We start from the raw sequence: 23,307 nt of genomic DNA, 5'->3' as shown, positions 1-23,307 counted from the left end.
AAAAGACTTTACTTAAGTCTCAAATTATTTTTTATTAAATAACTCTCAATCTTATAGTAAAGTCTTTTAAAGTACATATTCTAAATAAAATTTATTTTCATTTTAACCTATCATCTGTGTAATTAATGGTAGACAAAGTTTTATTACAAATATAATCGCTAAAACTATCATTACCATTGATAATTCTTTTTTATCTTTTTTATTTTTAGTAAAGATATTGTGTAATATATTTAATATTACATATGCTAAAACTCCAATTGTTAATCCATCACCTATGCTATAAGTTAAAGGCATTAAAGCTATTATTAAAAATGCTGGTACTGCATCTGTAATATCACTAAAATCTATTTTTAACACACTAGTTAGCATTAAATATCCAACATATATTAAAGCTGGTGCAGTAGCACATGCTGGTACTGCTACAAATATTGGTGAAAAGAACATTGCTACGAAAAATAAAGCTCCTATTGTTATAGCTGTTAATCCTGTTCTACCACCTTCTTCGACTCCAGTAGCACTTTCAACATAAACTGTTACAGTAGATGTTCCAAGTAAAGCCCCTGCTGTAGTTGCTATAGCATCTGTCATTAATGCTCTACCTGCATTAGGAACTCTTCCCTTCTTATCTAACATATTAGCTCTTGAAGCTACCCCTATTAAGGTTCCTACTGTATCAAAAAAATCAACAAATAAGAATGTGAAAACTATAGTTATGAAATTAAATACATGCTGTGGTGAAGTTAAATATGAAAAATTAACTTTACCTGCTATTGGAGCTATTGATTCAAATTTAAATATTCCATTTGGTAAATAGATTCCCATACTAGCTGCGGCTTCAGTATTTATTAAAGCATATCCCCAAGCTAAAAGAGTTGAAACTACTATACCAACTAGCATTGAACCTTTAACTTTTTTCTTTTCTAAAATTACTATTATACAAAGTCCAACCATTGCTATTAACATTTTAGGACCAACTTGTCCCATAGCAACCATTGTATCTGGATTTCCAATAACAACTCCAGCTCCATTAAATCCTATGAAAGCTATGAAAAGACCTATCCCTGCTGTAACTGCATATTTTAAATTTATTGGAATTGCATCAACAACAGCCTCTCTTACTTTAAATAATGATAAAAGTATAAATATTATTCCTTCTACAAAAACAGCTGTAAGAGCTACTTCCCAAGAAATTCCCATTCCTATAACTACTGAAAAAGTAAAGAATGCATTTAGTCCCATTCCAGGAGCTAGTCCAAAAGGTAATTTAGCATAAAACCCCATTATTAAACATCCAATAACTGCTGATATACATGTTGCCGTTACTATAGCACCTGCTGGCATTCCTGCTGCGCTTAATATAGATGGATTTACAGCTATTATATAAGCCATTGCTAAGAAACTTGTTGTTCCAGCTAAAAATTCTCTCTTATATTCACTTTTATTCTCAGGTAAAACACGTAAATTTCCTTCTTCCCTTAAAGCATGAATTTTATTTCCCATAAAAAACCTCCATATTCGTCTTAAGTTCATAAATATAAAAAAGCTATTTTAAGTTTAGTAAACTTAAAATAGCTTTTATCCAATTACTGAATAATAACTTTAATCAAGTTTACTATTAACACTCTCCCAAAACACGAACGTTTTTATATAAAATGAACCATTCATCTGTCTACGAATGTTATTGTACACTATTTTAAGTTATTGTTCAATAATTATCGAATATTTTTTATTATTATTTTCAAAAATATATGTGTTTAGTATCTTTCTTTCTCAAAACTATGTTTAATATATCTATAATCTTTATTAAAACCAAGAAGAGTTAAAAGTTTTATTCTCGCTTTTTGACTCGGCATACTTTCTCCAAATATAACTCCAAGCTCTTTAAGATTTTTTCCTCCTCCAAGATATCCATAGCTATCACTTACTCTTCCTTCAAAGCATCTTGAAGTAAGTACTATAACTATGCCCTTATCTAAAGCATCTTTTATTGCTTCAACCATAGTTGGTGGTACATTCCCTCTTCCTAAAGCTTCAAGTATAATTCCATCATATTTTTTATCTATGCAATGATATATAAAATCTCCATCCATCCCTGCAGCACATTTTATTATGGCTACTTTTTTATCAATAACTTCTAATGGTATAAAATCTTCCTGTGGAACTCTTCTATCAAATATTACCCTATTATTATCAACTATTCCTATTGGACCAAAATTAGGTGTTCTAAAAGCGTTTAAAGCCATTGAATTAGCCTTAGTTACCTCTGAAGCACTATTTAATTCACCATTGAAACAAACTAAAACTCCTCTATTTTTCGCTTCATCTGATGCAGCTGTACATATTGATGCAGCTAAGTTAGCTGGTCCATCATATCCTAACTCCGATCCACTTCTCATAGCTCCAGTAAAAACTATTGGTTTACTTGTCTTAGTTGTTAAATTAACAAAATAAGATGTTTCTTCTAGAGTATCTGTTCCATGAGTTACTACAACTCCATCTATATCTTCTCTCTCTACTAAAGCATTTATAAATTTTGATAGTTCAAGCATTATCTCTGGAGTAATATGTGGACTTGGTAATGAAGAAAAGCTATGTGACTCTATTGTTGCAAAGCTTTCTATTCCTGTTACCATAGCCATTATTTCCTCTCCTGTCAAACTTGGAACTGCAGCCTTTATTCTATCATCAACTTTCATTGATATTGTTCCACCATTAAAAATTACAGCTATTTTCTTCATGAGTACCTCCGAATTTCTTTTTTATTTGACTAAGTATCATTCGTCACAATGCTTATTATAATTAAATTAATAATTCTATTCAATCTTTGCAAAGCTAAACTTATATTAAATACTAATAAGCCCTAATAACTTAATCATTCCCCTAATAATTATAATCTTTTTACAAATTTTATAAAACTAATAAATCAAAACATTTTCTTTTTAATTTAATCTTCTTTTTTGTAAAATACATATATTATAAAAATAATTAAATTAATGTACATATCTTACAATCTAAAACTTCATAAAATTATTTCAGTATAAAATTTAAAAGACCATATCAAATTTTATTTTGATATGGTCTTTAAATATAATAATTAACTTAGAAAATAATACAGATTAAGTTTCCTTCACCTTCATTAATAATTCTTTGAAGAGTTTTTTGAATCTTACTTTGAATGTCATCTGGCATCTTATAAAGTTTACTTCTTAAACCTTCTTGAACTAATGTTTCTAAGGACTTACCAAACATATTGCTTTGCCATAATTTTTCCGGATCACTTTCAAATTGCTCAAGTAATGTTTTAAATACCTCTTGAGTTTCTTTTTCAGTTCCCATTATTGGGCAAATTTCTGTTTGAATATCTGCTTTTATTAAATGTAGACTAGGAGCACTAGCCTTAAGTTTAACAACATATTTTGAACCTTGCTTATCAATATCTGGTTTTTCAAACTTCATTTCTGATAATTGAGGAGCAACTAGTCCATAACCTGTTTCCTTAACACTATTTATTGCTTCAGCTACCTTATCATATTCAGATTTTGCTTTATGCAAATCTTTGATTAAAGCTATTAAATCACTTTCATCATTTAATTCTTCATCACACATTTCACTTATTATTTTATAGAAGATGCCATTTTTAGGAGTCATTTTAACTCTTACAGTTCCATCTCCTAAATTCATCTCACTTATATCAGCTACTCCTAAGAAATCTTCTCCATAAGTACTAAGTAGATCCTTAACGTCTCTAATTTTTGATATGTTTTTACACATGTCTTTAACTATGTCTATAAAATTAGATTTTAACCAATGAGAAGGCTCTAATTTTTCAATCCATTTTGGCATGTCTATATTAATTTCCTTAACAGGAAATTCTTTAAGTACTTTTGTAAATAAATCGTTTATGTCATTTTCATTCATATTGGCTACATCCATTATTTGAACTGGAACTCCATATCTGATTTCTAATTCTTGTTTTAAGTCTAAAGTCTCTTCTGCCCTTGGATATAATGAATTAAGTACAATTATAAAAGGTTTATCTATTGATTTTAACTCAGCTACTACTCTTTCTTCAGCATCTAAGTAATCATCACGATCTATACCAGTTATACTTCCATCTGTAGTAACTACTAATCCTATTGTTGAATGGTCTGTTATTACTTTTCTAGTTCCTATCTCAGCTGCATCTTCAAATGGAATTTCATAATCAAACCAAGGAGTATGAACTTTTTTAGATTCTCCATCATCAAAATAACCATTAGCCCCTTTAACAATGTATCCAACACAATCAACCATTCTCACACTAAACTTAATGCCATCATCTAAAGCAATTTCTACTGCCTCATTAGGTACAAATTTAGGCTCTGTTGTATGAATAGTTTTTCCTGATCCACTTTGTGGTAATTCATCCTTTGCTCTTTCCTTTTTATAAGCATTATCAATCTTAGGTATTACCATTAAGTCCATAAATCTTTTTATAAATGTAGATTTACCTGTTCTTACTGGCCCAACAACTCCAACATAAATATCTCCCTGTGTTCTTTCTGCTATATCTTTGTATATATTGAAATCTTCCAAGATACACCCTCCTATAAATATTATTAACACTATATATATATTAGAAACTTTGAAAAAGTATACTGTTTAGCAAAATATATTTTTACTTTAATTGGATATACTTTTTAACTCCTTTATCTAAACTTCAACTTTCTCTTTCTAATATTATGTATTAATATTATTTATTCAAAAAAATCTAAATTAATGCTATTTATTTTAAATAATTTTATTTTTTTATATGTAAGACTTAAACTAATTTTATAACTACATAAAAAACATTTTTAACACTGTCTACTTTTAATTAAAACAAAAAGAGATAGAAAAGCTTCTATCTCTTTTTAAATTTAATTTTATATTTCTTCTTTTTTCTTATCTCTTTCCATTAAAAGACTTACAGCATTTTCTGCCTTTGCCCCTTCAAAAAGAACTTTATATGCTATATCAGTTATAGGCATTGTTACTCCTTCTTTTTCTTTTAACTCATAGAAGGCTTTACAAGCTTTTATACCTTCAACAACCATTCCTACTTCTTCTATAGCTTCCTCAGCAGTTTTCCCTTGACCTATAAATATTCCAGCTCTTCTGTTTCTTGAATGCATACTTGTACAAGTAACTATTAAATCTCCCATGCCAGTTAATCCAAAGAAAGTTTCAGCTTTTCCACCCATTTTAATTCCTATTCTAGCTATTTCAGCCATTCCTCTAGTCATTAATGCAGCCTTAGAATTGTCTCCATATCCTATACCGTCACAAACACCTGCCGCTAAGGCTATAATGTTCTTAACAGCACCTCCAATTTCAACTCCTATGATATCATCATTAGTATATATTCTAAAGTTTTTATCCATAAATAGGTCTTGAACTTTCTCTGCACATTCCATACATTCTGAGCTTGCAACTAAAGTTGTTGGAATTCCCTTTGAAACCTCTTCTGCATGACTTGGCCCAGATAAAACTACAACCTTATTATTTGGTAATTCTTGATTTATAACTTGAGATAGTCTCAAATTAGTACCCTCTTCTATTCCTTTAGCAATATTAATAATTATTACATCATCATTAATTTTACCTTGTAAGTTTTTACAAGCTGTTCTTATAACATGAGAAGGTACTGCAAGAACTACATATTCAGCCCCATTTAAAGCTTCATCTAAGTCTTTATAAGCAGTGACATTCGTAGGAATATTTAAATCTTTTATATATTTATCATTTTTTCTGTTTACGTTAATGTCATTTATTACATTTTCATCTCTATCCCACAGAGAAACCGTAACACCTTTATTCCCCAATAATATACCTAAAGAAGTTCCAAAACTTCCTGCTCCTAAAAAAGCCACTTTACTCATAAAATTACTCCTTTCTAGCTCTATATTCTATTTCTATTCCAGTTCCATCAAAATCAAAACTTTCTCTTAATTGGTTTTCTAAATATCTACCATATGAGAAATGTAATAAATTAGGGTCATTTACAAAGAACACAAACTTAGGTGGCTTTGTAGCAACCTGAGTAGCATAGTATATTTTTAATCTCTTTAAGGCTACAACTGGTGGCTCTTTCATTAAAACAGCCTTACTTATAACATCATTTAATAATCCAGTTGAAACTCTCTTAGAGTAATTATCATAGCAATATTTAGCTGTTGATAATATTTTATGTACTCTTTGTCCTGTTAAAGCTGATATGAATAAGTATTTAGCATATGGCATAAACTTAAGTTTTTGTTGTAAGTCTTTTTGATAATTGCTTAATGTTTTATCATCTTTTTCAATAAGATCCCATTTGTTTACAACAACCATAATTGCTTTGTTCATTTCATGAGCATATCCTATTATTTTTTCATCTTGCTCAGTTATTCCTTGCTCAGCATCTATTACAAGTATAGCTACATCAGCTTTCTCTATAGCAGCATAAGTTCTGATTACACTATATCTTTCTATTTCTTCTTTTACTTTGCTTTTTCTTCTTAATCCAGCAGTATCAACTAAGATGAATTTTCCATCTTCTGTTTCTAGATAACTATCTATAGAATCCCTTGTTGTTCCTGGAACATTACTTACTATAACTCTCTCTTCACCTAATAATCTATTAATAAGTGATGACTTACCTACATTTGGTTTACCTATCATAGCTATTCTAATATATTCATCATCCTCTTCATCCTCTGAAGGATCATTGAAATATTTAACAACTTCATCTAACATATCTCCAAGACCTAATCCTTGGGATGCTGATATAGTTATAGGATCTCCAATTCCTAAATTGTAGAACTCATAGCTATTTTCTTCTAAAGCTAATCTATCTATTTTATTAACTACTAAAACAACAGGCTTTTTACTTTTTCTAAGCATTTGTGCAACTTCTTGGTCAGCAGCAGTAAGTCCTTCCTTACCATCAACAACGAATACTATTACATCAGCCATTTCTATAGCAATTTGCGCTTGTCTTCTCATTTGTTTAACAATTATATCACTACTCTCAGGCTCTATTCCACCTGTATCTATCATTGTGAATTTTCTGTTTAACCATTCTGATTCTGCATATACTCTGTCTCTAGTAACCCCTGGTGTATCTTGTACTATTGAAATTCTTTTTCCTGCTAATTTATTGAAAAGAGTCGACTTACCTACGTTCGGTCTTCCAACCATAGCAACTATTGGTTTACTCATTCTTATTCCTCCTCACAGTGTTCATTTATTAAGTCTATTAGGTCTTCCCCTGTATAGCTACAAACTATAACTTTAACTCCCAATCTTTCCTCAATATCCTTTGCTGTCAAATCATCTAACATTATTCTTTGAGTTATATCACCTGGCTCGTAACCTTTTCTAAACATGTTATCTGCCATAATTAAGTACTCACTATCAATGTTATCTTTAAGTTGAGCAATAACATCTTGACCAGTTAAAAGTCCTGCAACTGTTATTGTATGCCCAAAGAAATCATTTAATATAACCTTACACTTAATATCTATATTATTATTCTCTTCTCTTATATCAGTACAAACCTGATCTAATTCTTTAAATGCAGATGTTCCTGTAATAAGAGTAAATTTACCTTTTCCACTTTTAGTTAACTTATTCTTTATATCTACTGCCATGGTTTCTCTTAGAAGTCTTATCATTCCAACTCCGTCTTCTATTTGCTCATATCCATTATAGAATTCTTCATTTGGAACTTCCTCATCTGCCATAACATAAAACTCATCTGATAATCTTACAAATGGGCTTCCTATTTCTTTCATATATTTTTCTTGAAGAACTTTTATTCTATCTAATTCTTCTTTAGCAGTTTCTTTATTATATATTTCAAGGTCAGCTAATCCTTCTCTAAACTTTGTTATTCCAATTGGTACAGCAGCAACATTTTCTATTGAAGGACGTAATTTATAAAGATCTTCTACAGTTCTAACTAATTCGTCTCCATTATTTATTCCTGGCATAACAACTATTTGAGCATTTACAGTTATACCAGCTGCCGCTAACTTTTGTAATCTTTCATATACATTCCCTGCAAATCTATTATTAAGAATTTTTTTTCTTAAATCTGGATTTGTTGTATGAACTGATACATTTATAGGACTTATTCTATATTTTATAATTCTATCAATATCTTCATCCTTCATATTTGTTAAAGTAACAAAGTTACCTTGTAAAAATGAAAGTCTTGAATCATCGTCCTTAAAATATAAAGTTTTTCTCATTCCCTTTGGTAATTGATCTATGAAGCAAAATATACATTTATTTGTACAACTCTTAGCTTTGTCTAGGATGGCCTCTTCAAATTCCACTCCTAAATCTTCGCCATATTCCTTTTCTATTTCAAACTCCCAAACCTCTTTGTTTGGTTTTAATATTTCTACCTCAACGTATTCGTCTGCCAATAAAAATCTATAATCAAGTATATCTTCAACTTTAGTACCGTTTATGCTTAATAGTATATCTCCCTTTTCAAAGCCTAATTCCTCACCAATTCCTCCTGGTAAGACTTCAGCAATTCTACTTTTCATATGCTTCACTCCTATTTTAGTACTATCTATGTTATATTACCTTAATTAAATAATGTAGTCAACTGAAATAACTTTATACCTATATATTGTGTTTTGTTTCAATTACTAACTTTTTATTTAACTCTAAATTTAATTATTAACTTTTTCATTAAGCTTTAAACTATGTTATTTAAATATTAAAAAGTAATCCACAAAAAAAATTTTTGAGGATTACTTTTAATAGCTTTCTCTTAATTCTATTATAGTAAAAAAATTTTAAAATATATAACTAATTATATAATAAGTGTTATAAATTTAAAGGTGTTATAAAGTATTAATTAACTAGAATTATATATTTATAGGTATAGTTATTACTATTTTAGTTCCTACTCCTAGTTCACTAGTTACATTTATCTCACCATCAAAAAGTCTAACTATATGCTTAACTATGGCAAGCCCTAAACCAGTTCCACCACTTTCTCTACTTCTAGCTTTATCCACTCTATAAAATCTTTCAAATATCCTTGGAAGATCCTCTGCACTTATTCCAATTCCATTATCTTCAATAACCAAAATAAGATTCATGTCACGATTATAACTTTCAACTCTTACCTTTCCACCTTTTTCAGTATATTTAACAGAATTGCTTACAAGATTAAGTAACATTTGTTTAAACTTATCCTTATCTCCCATAAGAACACAATTACTATTTGTATCTAAAAAGATTTCCACACCTTTTTTCTTCGCTTGATCATTTAGTAGCATATAAACTTTATCAATTTCTTCATCAACATTAAATTCTTCTAAAACAGTACTTCTTTTTTGTTCTATTTCATAAAGACATAATATATCCTCTAAAAGCCTTGCTAATCTATCTGATTCTTCATCTATTATGCTTAAAAATTTATTTCTAGTTTCATCATCATCTACATATCTTAAGGTTTCTGCAAAACCCTTAATTGATGTAAGTGGTGTCTTAAGTTCATGAGATATATTAGCTACAAATTGACTTCTCATGTTTTCAAGCTTTTTAATATCTGTAATGTCTTGTATAACCACAACTGTACCTATTATTTCAGGTTCATTTATTATACTTGCTTTTCTTATCTTTAATATTTTTGGATCATCATTATAGTTAACTTCAATTTCTACCCTATCTTTTCCATCACAAAAAGCCTTTATTATCTCTTTGTCAGTTATATAATCCAAAAGTTTATTCCCAATAATTTCTCCACTTATACCAAATATTTTTTTAGCATAAGGATTTATCATTAAAATATTCATATCCCTGTCAAAAGCTATTACTCCACTACCCATACTTTTTAATATAGCTTCTAAACCATTTTGTTTATCCTTAAATCGCTCCATGGTTATTTCTAATTGCTCTGCCATATAATTAAAGCTTTTTCCTAACCTTTGAATTTCATCATCTTTAGAGTTAATTTTTACTCTCTTATGAAAATTACCACTTGCAATAGTAGATGTTAATTGTTCTAATTCCTTTAATGGATTCAATATTATATTAGTTATTTTAACAGTTAACAACAATGCAATTACTAAGGATAATATAACACCAACTAATAGATAGTTACTATTTATACTATCTATTAGTTTGGCATTTTCAACAGCTATTGATGTTCTAACAATAGAACCATCCTTAAGTTTAAGTGCACTGTAAATCATGTTTTGATGAAGATCATTACTATACCTTACACTGCTTCCTAGACCACTTTCTATGGCCTCTATTATTTCCTGTCTCTTAAGATAACTTTCATTATCATTGATTAATTTTTTATGTGTATCAAAAATAACATTTCCATCCTTACTGATATATGTTATTCTTATATTTTTCATATCATTATTTGATTCTATTCTTTCTAATTCACTCTTAATATTTCCATTATCATTTTCTAACAATAAAGCTATGACCTTATTATATTCATTTAGAACATTCTTTGATTCCTCTAAATATTTATGATTCGATATTACTAAATACATAGAAGTCATTATTGCTAGAAAAAATGTTATTATTAGTGTTGTAAAAATAATTATTCTTTTCTTCATTTATTAATCCACCTTAATCAATAAATATTGATGAAAATAATCTTCCTGCCTTTTCTTGATCCTGTCTATAACTATGCATCTTCACTTCCTCTTCACAATAAGTACAAATTCTAGTAGACGTTATATTTTCTTTTTTAACAATACCCTTAAGCTGAATTTCTACACACTTCTCAAGATTTAGCATTCTTCCATTACATACATCTTTCCCAAATTCTTCACTGAACTTCTCTGCTAAATCTTCACTTACTTCATAACAACATTGTCTTACGTGAGGGCCTATTATTACTTTAATATTTTCACAACCATATTTCTCTTTCATATATTCACAAGTTTTTCTAGCTATTTTATTGTATGTTCCTTTCCATCCACTATGAATAGCTGCAATTACTTCCTTCTCTTTATCATAAGCTATAACTGGAACACAATCTGCTGTAAAAACTCCTATAAGTGTGTTTTTATCCTTAGTAACTAAGGAATCACAGTCTCTATCCCCTTTAAATTCTTCTCCAGTTGCATCAATAAAATCACTACTATGTGTTTGGTTAACATAAACCACCTTATCTACTTTAAATATTTCCTTTAAGTTCTCTAAATTTTTCTTTCCCTCTTCATCTTCTTTTTTATAATTAACATTATTTAATGCAGTTGAAAATCTAACTTTTATATTTCCATCGTTAAAAACTATAAATTCTTTGTTATCTATTATTTCTCTTTTCATAACTTTCACCTCAAAAACACAAATTATAATCTACTTATTTTACCATATTATCATATTTCAACTCTTTGTTAAATTAAATTCAAGTTAAATATTATTTAAGTATATGGATAAATTAAAACAAATAAAAAAGCTATCTTAAAGAACTCTCTTTAAGATAGCTTAAAATTATTTCATTAAACTTTTTATTTCTTCCATAAAGGTATTAATATCTTTAAATTGTCTATATACAGAAGCAAATCTTACGTATGAAACTTCGTCTATATCCTTAAGTCTCTCCATTATCATTTCACCTATGTAATCAGACTTTATCTCTACCATCATTTTATTACTTATGTTTCGTTCAATATCAGCTGCTATTTCTTCTATTTGAGCCCTAGATACAGGTCTCTTTTGACACGCTTTAATTAATCCGCTTATGATTTTTTCTTTATTGAAACTTTCTCTACTTAAATCCTTTTTTATAACAAGTATTGGTATATCTTCTACCTTTTCGTAAGTTGTGTATCTTTTAGAACATCTTAAACATTCTCTTCTTCTTCTAATTGCATTATAATCTTCTGCAGATCTAGAATCCACAACTTTACTTTCTTCATAAGAACAGTAAGGACATCTCATTTTAAAATCCACGCCTTTCTCTAAGTTGTAATAATATTATACCCTCTTTTCTACTTAATTTCTATATATATTTTTGAACATCTAGTATATTTTTCCCTTTTGAATCTATTAGTATAACATCTACTCCAACTTTATATACATCAGACCATTCTATCTCTATATCCTCTGACTTACTAAAAAAGGATGTTTTTTCTCCAGGTATTATAATAGATAATATTCTATTATCATCACAATCTATCTTAACATCAGCTATTAAGCCTAACTTTTTACCTTCACTTACATCTATCACTTCCATAGCCCTTAAATTATTTAAAGAAAATAAATTTTCTTCCATGTATAAACTCCTCCTAAACATATAATTATTATATTTAATTTATATGTTTAATTTTTATATTTATTAATTAGAATAGGTAAAAAATACTAAATAACATAATATTTTTAATTTATCCATAAAAAATAGAGCTCAAAAGAGCTCTATACATACTTCCTCATATGCTTTAATGCTATTTTTTCCAACCTTGAAACTTGTGCTTGAGATATACCAATTTCATCAGCTACCTCCATTTGAGTTCTTCCATTAAAGAATCTTAAATTCAATATAAGTTTTTCTCTATCATTTAATTTCTTCATAGCTTCCTTTATTGCTATATTTTCAAGCCAACTATCATCTTGATTTTTTGAATCACTTATCTGATCCATTACATATATTGCATCTCCACCATCATGATAAATAGGCTCAAATAAAGAAACTGGATCTTGAATTGCATCTAAAGCAAAAACAACATCTTCCCTTGGAATTTTAAGCTCTTTTGCTATTTGAGATACAGTAGGTTCCTTATTATTTTCATTTACTAGCTTATCTCTTACAAGTAAAGCCTTATAAGCTATATCTCTTAAGGATCTACTTACTCTTATAGTGTTATTATCCCTTAAATATCTTCTTATTTCTCCTATTATCATTGGCACAGCATAAGTTGAAAATTTAACATTTTGTGATAAATCAAAGTTATCTATAGATTTCATAAGTCCTATACAACCAACTTGAAATAAATCATCTACATTTTCGCCTCTATTATTAAACCTTTGGATTACACTAAGCACTAATCTCAGATTCCCCTTAATAAATTTCTCTCTAGCACTTGTATCTCCATTTTGCATTTGTAGCAATAATTCTTTCATTTCTTTTTCTTTTAAAACTGGTAATTTAGCTGTATTGACTCCACATATTTCTACTTTATTTATCATCATAATTGAAATCAACCCCTTCGAAGTAATTCCCTTCCGCATTTTAATTATTACCTGTAGAGGTTAATTTTATACTCTTAAATCATTTTGTTAATTTCTTTCTTTAATCTTTTTATAATTTTCTTCTCTAACCTTGAAATATAAGATTGAGATATTCCTAGCATATCAGCTACTTCCTTTTGAGTTTTTTCTTTATATCCACCTAGTCCAAATCTTAATTCAACAATTTCTTTTTCTCTATTTGAAAGATTCTTCATTGCAGTAAATAATAATTCCTTGTCAACTTCATCTTCTATAAGATTGTAAACAATATCATCATCTGTGCCAAGTATATCTGAAAGTAAAAGTTCATTTCCATCCCAATCTATATTTAAGGGCTCATAAAATGATATCTCAGCTTTAACCTTGCTATTTCTCCTTAAATACATAAGAATTTCATTTTCTATACATCTTGATGCATAGGTTGCAAGCTTTATCTTTTTTTCTGGATTAAATGTATTTACTGCCTTTATAAGTCCAATTGTTCCTACAGAAATTAAATCCTCAACGCCTACACCAGTATTCTCAAATTTTCTAGCTATATATACAACTAGTCTTAAATTTCTCTCAATAAGAATACTTCTAATAGCTTCATCATTCTCCCCTAATTTGTTAACTAACTCCTCTTCCTCTTCTTTACTAAGAGGTGCTGGAAGAACATCATTCCCCCCAACATAATAAATTGGTTCTACCATAATATCTAATTTAGTAAATAACTTATTAAGTAAAAGTCTTATATTTAACATAACCTAATCACCCCTATATAATTCCTCTAGACAATAAAGCTTCATATTCTCCCTCTTTACTTAATTTATTATCACAAAAACATAAGATTGCATCTCTTGTCATTGTTTCCCCATTAACATTACAAAGCTTTATATTGTCAATCTTAATCCCTTTCATATATCCTGAATTTCCATCAACTACTTTATACGGTATTCTAAATTGATCTTTTTCCTTAATGTTTACCCCTCTAAACTTTTCTCTTTCTGCTATTATTACAGGCAATGCAGTTGCAGGCTCTACAAGTCCATTCCCTGTATCTAAAAAAGCTTTAATATTAACAACTTCTGAATCAATACATACATCTAAATCATATATAAAGTTATTTATAATAGCTCTATTTTTAAAATAATTCATAACTCCACTAACAAGTATGTAACTTATAATTAGTGAGAATATTATAGATTTAGTTGAATAATCATTTATTATAAAGGATTCTGAAATATTATACTGATTTTCAACTAAAGCAAACATAAAACAAGTACCACAAAAGGCAAAAGTTATCACTAAAAAAGTTATATATCTTTTCATTATTGTCTTTAACTCTCTTCTTTCTGATATTATAGTAATCATTCCCAAAGAAAAAAGTAGTTTTAAAGGCAATGATGTGAGTATATTTAACCCTGGAATAAAAACAAATAAAGTATATATTGCTCCTAAGAAAGCTGCTAGTACTATTCTCTTGTAAATTATTGTATCTTTTAAGGTCTGTAAAGTTAAATAAAGTAGAAAAAAGTTAATTAAAAAATTTTCTAATATGACAATGTCAATATATACAGTCATAAATCAACTCACTCCCTATTTATAATTATAAAGCTTCTTATTCTAAAATTTTGTCATTATATATTCCATATGCATATTTTCTATCTTTCTTTTTCCTCATTATTCTACATTTTTCTACCAAATAAAAAATTCTTAATATTATAATTATTTTTTTCATGTCTATTCTTGTAATGAAAATGTATTCATTAAACATAAGTTCATAATTTATTAAACTCTAAATAATAAAATTCAATATTTTTTTCCATTTCCTGAGTTTTACATCCCAAAATATTGAAAAATAACTAAAAAAACTTTTTATTTCTACATAAACTCTATTATAAATATATAAAATTTTTTCTAATTAAAGTAAAAATAAAAGCACTTATAGTAATTAATTACCATAAGTGCTTTTATTTTTAAAAATACTATCTTCTACCTCTTCTTAAAAACATAGGTATTTCTAAATCATCATTATATCTATCTTCTTGTTGTGCTTGTGAAGATGCAGCAACTTCTTGCTCCGCTACTTTTTCTTCAACTTTTTCAACTATAACTTCTCTTTGAGTTTGAGTTTCTCTATTTGTTGCTCCTTGAGATCCCATTCCCATTCTTTGACGCTCTTTTTCAAATCCAGTAGCTATAACTGTTATTCTTATTTCATCTTTTAATGTTTCATCAATAACAGTACCAAATATTATGTTAGCATCTGGATCTGCAGCTTCTTGAACTATTTCTGCCGCTTCATTTATTTCTAATAATCCTAATTCAGAATCTCCTGTTACATTTAATAAGACTCCAGTAGCACCAACTATTGATGTTTCTAATAATGGAGATGATATTGCTTCTCTTGCAGCATCTTGTGCTCTTGTTTCTCCTTTACCATATCCAACACCCATATGAGCTAAGCCTTTATCTAACATAACAGCTCTAACGTCTGCAAAGTCTAAGTTTATTAAACCTGGATTAGTTATAAGATCTGATATACCTTGTACACCTTGTCTTAAAACATCATCAGCTTTCTTAAATGATTCTAATAAAGTTGTTTTCTTATCTACCATTGATAAAAGTCTTTCATTAGGTATTGTAACTAATGTATCAACTTTTTCTTTTAAATTTGCTATACCCATTTCAGCATGAGTCATTCTTCTTCTACCTTCAAATGGGAATGGCTTAGTAACTATACCTACTGTTAGTATTCCCATTGATTTAGCTATTTCAGCTACTACTGGTGCAGCTCCTGTACCAGTACCACCGCCCATACCAGCAGTTATAAATACCATATCAGCTCCTGATATAGCCTCTGTTATTTCATCTCTACTTTCCTCAGCAGCTTTTTTTCCTATTTCAGGATTTGCTCCTGCGCCTAGTCCTTTTGTAAGTTTATCACCTATTTGAATTTTATTTTGGGCATGAGATAATGTTAAGGCTTGTTTATCTGTATTTATAGCAATAAATTCAACATCTCTTAATCCTTCTTGAATCATTCTATTAACAGCGTTTCCGCCTCCGCCTCCACATCCAATTACCTTAATATTAGTAAATGATTGTATATCTACATCAAAATCTAACAAACTAATTCCTCCTTTAAAAAAGCTCCTCTAAGAACGCCATTATTTTGGAAAGCCCTCTCTTCTTTACACTTTTATTTTCACTTTTATTTTCTTTATCCACTGTTACTTTTCTTCCTGAAAGTAATTCTTCATCACATATTAATTTTAACCTATCATATACCTCTTTAACAATACTAATTGAATTAATTATTGAAGAATTGTCAAAGAAAAATTGCTTTTTAGTGAAAATTATTACATTCTTATCAGTTGTATACTCTATTCTTTCCTTAATATGTTCATAATAACTGATACCATCACCAGTTAATATTATCATATCTGTGGTATTTAGAATATCCCTTTCCACTAATTTACTATTAACTAATTCTACTATTTCACTTAATCTTGCATCTATAATATCATGAATTAAATAGGTATCTAATATGTGTTCCTCAAAGGAAATATTATTATAATCCTTTCTAATACTATAATATTTTGAAGAATATTGCAATTTTAATCTTTCTGCTTCCTCTTCTGATATAGATAAACATATAGCTAAATCTTTGCTTATATTTCTTCCTCCTAATGGTATATAATCCATATCCTTTAGGGTATTACCTTTGTAACTATATATTTGTGTTTCCTCTGCCCCTACATCTATAATTACAACATTTGAAGTTTCTGTTTTTTTACTTAAAAAAACATTTTTAAATCCAAATCCCAATGAAACTGTTCCTAAAACCTCATATCCAGCTTCTAAAATAATTTTATTTAAAGTACTAATTTTAGATTTAGGAGCAATAATTAAATCTTCATCTATTTCTATTCTTTCAGCTTTAATTCCAATTGGATTCTGAACAAAGCCAAATTCTTCAGTATAGAATGAATTTATTGTGCTATCTGCTACACATTCTTCCTCTGAAAGTTTTAATGTTCTTCCTTCTATATAAGCTTCTTCTATATTTTCTTTAAAAACTAATGAATCATCATTATCAGTATAAGAATATCCCTTATTTTCTACCATTCTACAATCATTATTTTTTAATGATAAATAAACACCTTGAATATTATGTCCACTTTTTTCTTCTAATTCTTTTAGACATTCTTTAATGGTTTTTATAACAGACTCTTCATCTATTATTTTACCTTTAGATACACCTTGTAAATCCTTTACTACAAAATCTAATACTTCGAATTCTCCATTTTCATTTTCACCTGATATCACCGCACAAATATTTCTGTTCCCAATATCTAGACCCACTATGTTTTTAGACATTTTTTCTATGTGTACCTCCCTATCTAAAAATTGTGATAATATATATATTCTCTTAAAAATTCAAATTCCCTCTATAATTAATACATCAATAATCGACTTAGAATCTCCCTATCTATAGCAGAGTTCATTGCAGTTTCCTGTGTTATTATACCTTCTCTATAAAGATTAGCAAGTTCCATGTCCATTGTTCTCATTCCATATTTACTTCCTGTTTGTATGGATGATTCTATTTGATGAGTTTTTCCTTCTCTTATTAAATTTTTTATAGCTGGTGTAGCAACCATTATTTCTAATGCCGCAGTTCTATCTCCATCAACTGTTTCTACTAACTGCTGTGATATAATTGTTTGTAAAACGGAAGCTAACTGTATTTTTATTTGCTCTTGTTGATGTGGTGGAAAAACATCTACTATTCTATCTATAGTCTTAGCTGCTCCTATAGTATGAAGAGTTGAAAACACTAAGTGTCCAGTCTCTGCTGCTGTTATAGCTGTTGAAATAGTCTCTAAATCTCTCATTTCTCCAATTAAAATAACATCAGGATCCTCTCTAAGTGCTGCTTTTAAGGCTCTTTCATAACTTAGAGTGTCCTTCCCTATCTCTCTCTGGTTTACAATAGATTTATTATGTTTATGAAGAAACTCTATAGGATCTTCTATTGTTATTATATGAGATTCCCTATTACTATTTATTTCATTTATTAAAGCAGCTAAAGTTGTACTTTTACCACTTCCAGTAGGTCCTGTAACTAATACAAGGCCCCTTTTAAGATTACATATATCCTTTAAAGTCTCAGGATATCCTAAACTATCTAGAGTTGGCATATCTAAAGATATAACTCTTATAGCTAAAGCTGTACTATTTCTTTGTTTATATATATTAACTCTAAATCTACCTTTACCATGTATTGAATATGATGTATCGTATTCTCCAATAGCATCATACTTTTCATATGCATCCTGTAATATCTCTCTAGCATATGCTTCAGTATCTTCAGGGCGTAATATTTCATGTTCTAACCTTACTAATTTTCCATTAACTTTTATTATAGGAGAAATACCTACTGTTAAATGCAAATCAGATGCTCCTTCTTTAACTGTTAACTCTAAAAGTTCTGCTAAACTTTGCATAAATCTCCTCCTAAACTTAATTCTTAATAAATAATTTGTTCATTTCATAAAGAAATGAACAAATTATTTATAGAAGAATCCACCTTTTTTATCGTATAATAAATATTATAAACCATATGATATATCAATTCCATAATTTTATAAAACTTATTTTTTTTTATACAATTTATTAAGTATCATTAACATTTAAATTCCTTATTTAATTTTTTTAATGCCTTTTTCTCTATTCTAGATACATATGATCTTGATATACCAAGAATTCCCGCTATTTCCCTCTGTGTTTTTATATCACCATCCAAAAGACCGTATCTCATTTGAATTATCTCTTTCTCTCTAGAGCTTAAGACATCTGACATTTTTTTATAAAGATCCTTAACCTGTAATGAATTTTCAACAGCCTCCAAAACCGAATCAGAATCACTACTTAAAATATCTATAAGACAAATTTCATTTCCTTCCTTATCCACTCCTATAGGATCTTGAAGGAATACTTCTCCCTTTGTCTTCTTAGTATTCCTAAAAAACATAAGTATTTCATTATCTATACACTTAGCTGCATATGTTGCAAGTCGTATTCCCTTGTTAGTGTCAAAAGAATCTATAGCCTTTATTAAACCTATTGTTCCTATAGATATTAAATCATCCATTTCTTTTGAGTTTTGATAATTTGAAGAATACTTCTTAACTATATGTGCTACTAGTCTTAAATTCCGCTCAACTAGTACTCTTTTTGCCTCAACATCTCCATCTTTTAATTTTTCTAAATAGATTTTTTCTTCCTTCTCATTTAAAGGCTTTGGAAAAGTAGAATTTCCTGTTACATAGCCAGTTAAAAATATTTTACTACCAACTAATTCTAATAAGTATTGTAACATGAACATGTCGTTCCCCCTATTAATGCTTATTACTATAATATGAGTTGATAGTTAAAATATTGCTAAATCTATTTATTTTTTGTAAGTTCTAAAACTATATCTCTGAAAATAGGGCCTGCAGTATTTCCACCGCCTGGTTTTCTATCTTCATAAACATTTTTTATATTTGGCACCATAACTCCTAAAGTATAGTATTTTCCTTCATGTTTAAAATATCCTAAAAACCATCCATGTAATTCTCCACCTAGAGCTTCAGCAGTTCCAGTTTTAGCACCTATCTCAACTCCTTCAATTTTAGTTATATTTGCAGTTCCTTCTAAAACCGTTGAGTTCATTACACTTTTTAAGTCCTCTGCTGTCTTCTCAGAGATTACATTTTTTCTTAACTCCTTAAATTCTTTTTTTACCTCTCCTTTTTGATTTTCAAAATCTTTTAATATATAAGGCTCTACGTATTCCCCTTCATTAACAACAGTAGATATTATACCTGCCATTTGAATTAAACTAGTTTGCATAGATTGGCCTATAGAAAGATTTGTTATACTAACATTTTCAGGGACATCTCCCTTAGTCTCCATGCCTGTTTTTTCATCTAATCCTAAAGCTAAAGAAAAAACTCCTTGGTCCTTTGCAAAATCTAATAATCCTCTAGTTCCTATTTGAGCTCCTAATTTAGAAAAAACATCATTACATGAAACCTCAAAAGCTTCTTTAATACTTATTGTTCCATGTATTTTTTCCTTTTTACATACTAACCCATCGCATCTTAATTTATCAGAAAGGCTAATACCCTTTTCTTCCATAGCAGCCTCTAAAGTTAAAATTTTAAATATTGACCCTGCCTCATAACCATTAATGCTACCTGAGCCTAAAACAACATTTGGAGCTGATTCATCCTTTTGAGCTAAGGCTAAGACCTCACCGCTAGCACTATCAATAAGTACTGCTCCTGCATTTTTAAAAGTTTTATACTCCTCCTTAGCTAAAACATCTCTAACTATTTTTTGAAATTTATTGTCCAAAGTTAACTTAACATTTAGATTATCCTCTGGAATTTCATATTCTCCTTCTCCATATAACCCCTCATGGTCCCTTTCAAAAATGATTTTAGGATCTTTATTATTTTCTAACTCCTTATTTATTACCATTTCTAGAGATTTTTCTGATTTATCAACCTCTTTTGTCTCTACTTTTTTATCCTTATTCTCTACTAAAGCAAAACCCTTAGTAGAAGTTATCATATTCTCTATTTTCCAGTTATCATCTTTTTTCTTTTCTTGTGCCTTATATGTATAAATTCCTTTTATATTTTTCAAACTATTTATCTTATCAAAACTTTCCTGTGAAACATCATAATATAATTTCCCTCCACTTTTTACTACATTATCAAAAGAAAAATTCTTATCTTCAGATTGCATAATATAATTAAAGGCCATTATATTCTCTAAATTTTGATTTAAATTATTTAATCTAAAAGCCATAGAATCTATAACAACTTTGTATTTAGTCTCATATTGAAATATGCTTTCTCCCTCTCTATCTAAAAGTAAATAATTAAGGTCAGAAATATTTTCATATTGTTTGTGATTTCCTTTGAAATTTCCTGTTTCTTTTGTACTATACTTTTTCTGCACATAATAAATCCTCATGTCAAGTAATAGTAAAGCTAATAACAATAAAGAGACTACGCTTATTAATCTATTTTTAATTTCAATTTTTCTTTTTCTGTTAAACATAAAAACACCCCTCCTGGCTAAATTCTAGCCAATTTAGGGGTGTTTTATTCAATAATAAATTATTAGTTTTATCTCATATTGAAGTAAAAATTATAATATAAAATTACAACCAATATATTATTCGTATTGTCCTAAAACCTCTTTTATTTTTGCAACAATAATATCTATAGCAACTTTATTATGTCCACCTTCTGGTATTATTAAATCAGCAAATTTCTTTGTAGGTTCTGTAAATTGATTATGCATAGGCTTTACTACATTTAAGTACTGATTTATAACAGACTCTATAGTTCTTCCTCTTTCGTTTATATCTCTGACCATTCTTCTTATGATTCTAACATCAGCATCTGTATCAACGTAAATCTTTATATCTAGAAGTTCTCTTATTCTTGGATCTTCTAGTATTAATATTCCTTCTACAATAACAATTTCTTTTGGCTCAACCTTAGTTGTATCTTCAATTCTATTATGTATAGAAAAGTCATAACTAGGTTTTTGTATAGAATGTCCATTTAAAAGTGATTCTAAATGTGAAACTAAAAGATTGTTATCAAAAGCATTTGGATGATCGTAGTTAGTTTTAACTCTATCCTCCATTGATAAATGGCTTTGATCCTTATAATATGAATCTTGCTCTATCATTGCTATACAATCTTCACCAAATTGTCTATATATCTCCTTAGCTATTGTACTTTTACCTGAGCCAGTGCCTCCTGTTATTCCTATAAAAATTGGTCTCTTCATTAGCTGTTTGCCTCCTTGCACTTAATTAACATATCATTTACCTTTACAGGCTTATCTATTTTAACCTTGAATATCATTTGAGCTTTGTTAGCAACATCTATTTTTTCGTCTTTTTCATCCTTCATATCATTCATTTGGATTTCATAGTAATCTCCTACTGGAGTTAATACCTCTACTGTATCCCCTTCGAATAATCTGTTTCTTTGTTCTATAGTTGCTACCTTAGTTTCTTCGTTATAATCTCTAACAACTCCTACGATATCATAATCTCTTATATAAGATGATGATTCATAAACTTGCTCTCCTGATTTTCCAAAGTAAAATCCTGTGTGATATCTTCTATGACTAACCTTTAAAAGATTATCCATTAATTTTTGATCAAATTCATATCCTTCTGGATCATCCCAATACTTATCTAAAGCTTCTCTGTAAGCTTTAACAATTGCAGCAACATAGTATGGGCTCTTCATTCTTCCTTCTATTTTAAATGAGTATATACCACTCTTAACAAGCTCTGGTATATATTCTATCATACATAAATCCTTAGAGTTCATTATGTATGTACCTTTATCATCTTCTATAACTTGGAAATACTCTCCAGGTCTCTTTTCTTCCATTAAATAATACTTATATCTACATGCTTGTGAACAAGCTCCTCTATTTGAGTCTCTTCCTGTCATGTAGTTTGATATTAAACATCTTCCTGAGTATGCCATACACATTGAACCATGAACAAATGCTTCTAAATCACAATCTTCTGGTAAATTCTCGTGTATTTTTTCAATTTCTTTAAAACTAAGCTCTCTAGCTAAAACAATTCTCTTAACTCCTAAGCTATGCCAAAACTTAGCTGACTTCCAGTTTACATTGTTTGCTTGAGTACTTAAGTGTATTTCTAAATCTGGTGCAACTTCCTTTGCAGTCATTATTATTGATGGATCTGAAACTATTATTGCATCTACATTTAAATCATTAAGTCCTACAATGTATTCTTCTAATCCTTCTAAATCTGCATTGTGAGGAAATACATTCATAGTAACATAAACTTTTCTTCCTCTATCATGAGCATACTTTACACCTTCTGCAATCTGTTCATTTGTAAAGTTATCAGCGAAAGCTCTTAGGTTAAGTTTACTTCCTCCAATATAAACTGCATCTGCTCCAAAATCAATTGCTGTCTTTAATTTTTCTAAGCTACCTGCTGGTGCTAATATTTCTGGTTTTCTCATGTTT

Annotated in this window: 20 protein-coding genes; all 20 read right to left on the bottom strand. The window is 28.9% G+C overall.

What is annotated here, in order from left to right:
- Window positions 1-102: 102 nt before the first annotated feature.
- Window positions 103-1,500, bottom strand: a complete 1,398-nt coding sequence (locus QP548_RS02195) for an NCS2 family permease (protein WP_061428811.1) — start codon at window positions 1,498-1,500, stop codon at window positions 103-105.
- Window positions 1,501-1,754: 254 nt separating this feature from the next.
- Entirely contained in the window at window positions 1,755-2,738 is a 984-nt protein-coding gene (locus QP548_RS02190) for an asparaginase (RefSeq protein ID WP_061428812.1), read from the bottom strand.
- A 361-nt stretch (window positions 2,739-3,099) separates the two neighbouring features.
- Window positions 3,100-4,575, bottom strand: coding sequence for a stage IV sporulation protein A (gene spoIVA, locus QP548_RS02185; protein ID WP_003465386.1), 1,476 nt, complete (start codon window positions 4,573-4,575; stop codon window positions 3,100-3,102).
- A gap of 329 nt (window positions 4,576-4,904) precedes the next feature.
- Window positions 4,905-5,900 carry an NAD(P)H-dependent glycerol-3-phosphate dehydrogenase gene (locus QP548_RS02180; RefSeq protein WP_061428813.1) on the bottom strand — a complete coding sequence of 332 codons (996 nt, stop codon included), beginning with the start codon at window positions 5,898-5,900 and terminating at the stop codon, window positions 4,905-4,907.
- A gap of 4 nt (window positions 5,901-5,904) precedes the next feature.
- Entirely contained in the window at window positions 5,905-7,221 is a 1,317-nt protein-coding gene (gene der / locus QP548_RS02175; RefSeq protein ID WP_003458514.1) for a ribosome biogenesis GTPase Der, read from the bottom strand.
- A gap of 2 nt (window positions 7,222-7,223) precedes the next feature.
- The gene (locus QP548_RS02170) at window positions 7,224-8,561 is read right to left on the bottom strand and encodes a radical SAM protein (protein ID WP_003458424.1); all 1,338 of its coding nucleotides are present in this window, start codon (window positions 8,559-8,561) and stop codon (window positions 7,224-7,226) included.
- A 327-nt stretch (window positions 8,562-8,888) separates the two neighbouring features.
- Complete coding sequence (pnpS, locus tag QP548_RS02165; protein ID WP_061428814.1) at window positions 8,889-10,604, bottom strand: two-component system histidine kinase PnpS; 1,716 nt, start codon at window positions 10,602-10,604, stop codon at window positions 8,889-8,891.
- 13 nt (window positions 10,605-10,617) lie between these two features.
- Window positions 10,618-11,322, bottom strand: coding sequence for a peptidoglycan editing factor PgeF (gene pgeF, locus QP548_RS02160; RefSeq protein ID WP_061428815.1), 705 nt, complete (start codon window positions 11,320-11,322; stop codon window positions 10,618-10,620).
- A gap of 165 nt (window positions 11,323-11,487) precedes the next feature.
- On the bottom strand, window positions 11,488-11,937 hold the full coding sequence (nrdR, locus tag QP548_RS02155; RefSeq protein ID WP_003449440.1) for a transcriptional regulator NrdR: 450 nt from the start codon (window positions 11,935-11,937) through the stop codon (window positions 11,488-11,490).
- Window positions 11,938-11,998: 61 nt separating this feature from the next.
- On the bottom strand, window positions 11,999-12,271 hold the full coding sequence (locus QP548_RS02150; RefSeq protein WP_003458476.1) for a YlmC/YmxH family sporulation protein: 273 nt from the start codon (window positions 12,269-12,271) through the stop codon (window positions 11,999-12,001).
- Window positions 12,272-12,411: 140 nt separating this feature from the next.
- Window positions 12,412-13,185 carry an RNA polymerase sporulation sigma factor SigG gene (sigG, locus tag QP548_RS02145; RefSeq protein ID WP_003449454.1) on the bottom strand — a complete coding sequence of 258 codons (774 nt, stop codon included), beginning with the start codon at window positions 13,183-13,185 and terminating at the stop codon, window positions 12,412-12,414.
- Between the two features lie 74 nt (window positions 13,186-13,259).
- The gene (gene sigE, locus QP548_RS02140) at window positions 13,260-13,967 is read right to left on the bottom strand and encodes an RNA polymerase sporulation sigma factor SigE (protein ID WP_061428816.1); all 708 of its coding nucleotides are present in this window, start codon (window positions 13,965-13,967) and stop codon (window positions 13,260-13,262) included.
- A 13-nt stretch (window positions 13,968-13,980) separates the two neighbouring features.
- Window positions 13,981-14,787 carry a sigma-E processing peptidase SpoIIGA gene (spoIIGA, locus tag QP548_RS02135; protein ID WP_061428817.1) on the bottom strand — a complete coding sequence of 269 codons (807 nt, stop codon included), beginning with the start codon at window positions 14,785-14,787 and terminating at the stop codon, window positions 13,981-13,983.
- Window positions 14,788-15,191: 404 nt separating this feature from the next.
- Entirely contained in the window at window positions 15,192-16,337 is a 1,146-nt protein-coding gene (gene ftsZ / locus QP548_RS02130) for a cell division protein FtsZ (RefSeq protein ID WP_061415801.1), read from the bottom strand.
- Window positions 16,338-16,350: 13 nt separating this feature from the next.
- The gene (locus QP548_RS02125; protein ID WP_061428818.1) at window positions 16,351-17,589 is read right to left on the bottom strand and encodes a cell division FtsA domain-containing protein; all 1,239 of its coding nucleotides are present in this window, start codon (window positions 17,587-17,589) and stop codon (window positions 16,351-16,353) included.
- A gap of 77 nt (window positions 17,590-17,666) precedes the next feature.
- The gene (locus tag QP548_RS02120; RefSeq protein ID WP_061428819.1) at window positions 17,667-18,719 is read right to left on the bottom strand and encodes a type IV pilus twitching motility protein PilT; all 1,053 of its coding nucleotides are present in this window, start codon (window positions 18,717-18,719) and stop codon (window positions 17,667-17,669) included.
- 179 nt (window positions 18,720-18,898) lie between these two features.
- Window positions 18,899-19,600 (bottom strand): RNA polymerase sporulation sigma factor SigK, encoded by a 702-nt coding sequence (gene sigK, locus QP548_RS02115; protein ID WP_061428820.1) that lies wholly within the window; start codon window positions 19,598-19,600, stop codon window positions 18,899-18,901.
- A gap of 62 nt (window positions 19,601-19,662) precedes the next feature.
- Window positions 19,663-21,330, bottom strand: coding sequence for a penicillin-binding transpeptidase domain-containing protein (locus QP548_RS02110; RefSeq protein WP_061428821.1), 1,668 nt, complete (start codon window positions 21,328-21,330; stop codon window positions 19,663-19,665).
- Window positions 21,331-21,447: 117 nt separating this feature from the next.
- On the bottom strand, window positions 21,448-22,074 hold the full coding sequence (udk, locus tag QP548_RS02105; RefSeq protein ID WP_060794470.1) for a uridine kinase: 627 nt from the start codon (window positions 22,072-22,074) through the stop codon (window positions 21,448-21,450).
- A complete protein-coding gene (locus QP548_RS02100) occupies window positions 22,074-23,303 on the bottom strand; it encodes a peptidase U32 family protein (protein WP_003459619.1) in 1,230 nt (409 codons plus the stop codon). Before QP548_RS02100 ends, udk begins: the two co-directional genes overlap by 1 nt.
- Window positions 23,304-23,307: the final 4 nt, after the last annotated feature.

The sequence above is a fragment of the Clostridium sp. UMB9555A genome, assembly GCF_030222355.1.
Taxonomy (GTDB): Bacteria; Bacillota; Clostridia; order Clostridiales; family Clostridiaceae; genus Sarcina; species Sarcina perfringens.
This window is presented reverse-complemented; position numbering and strand designations above follow the sequence as displayed.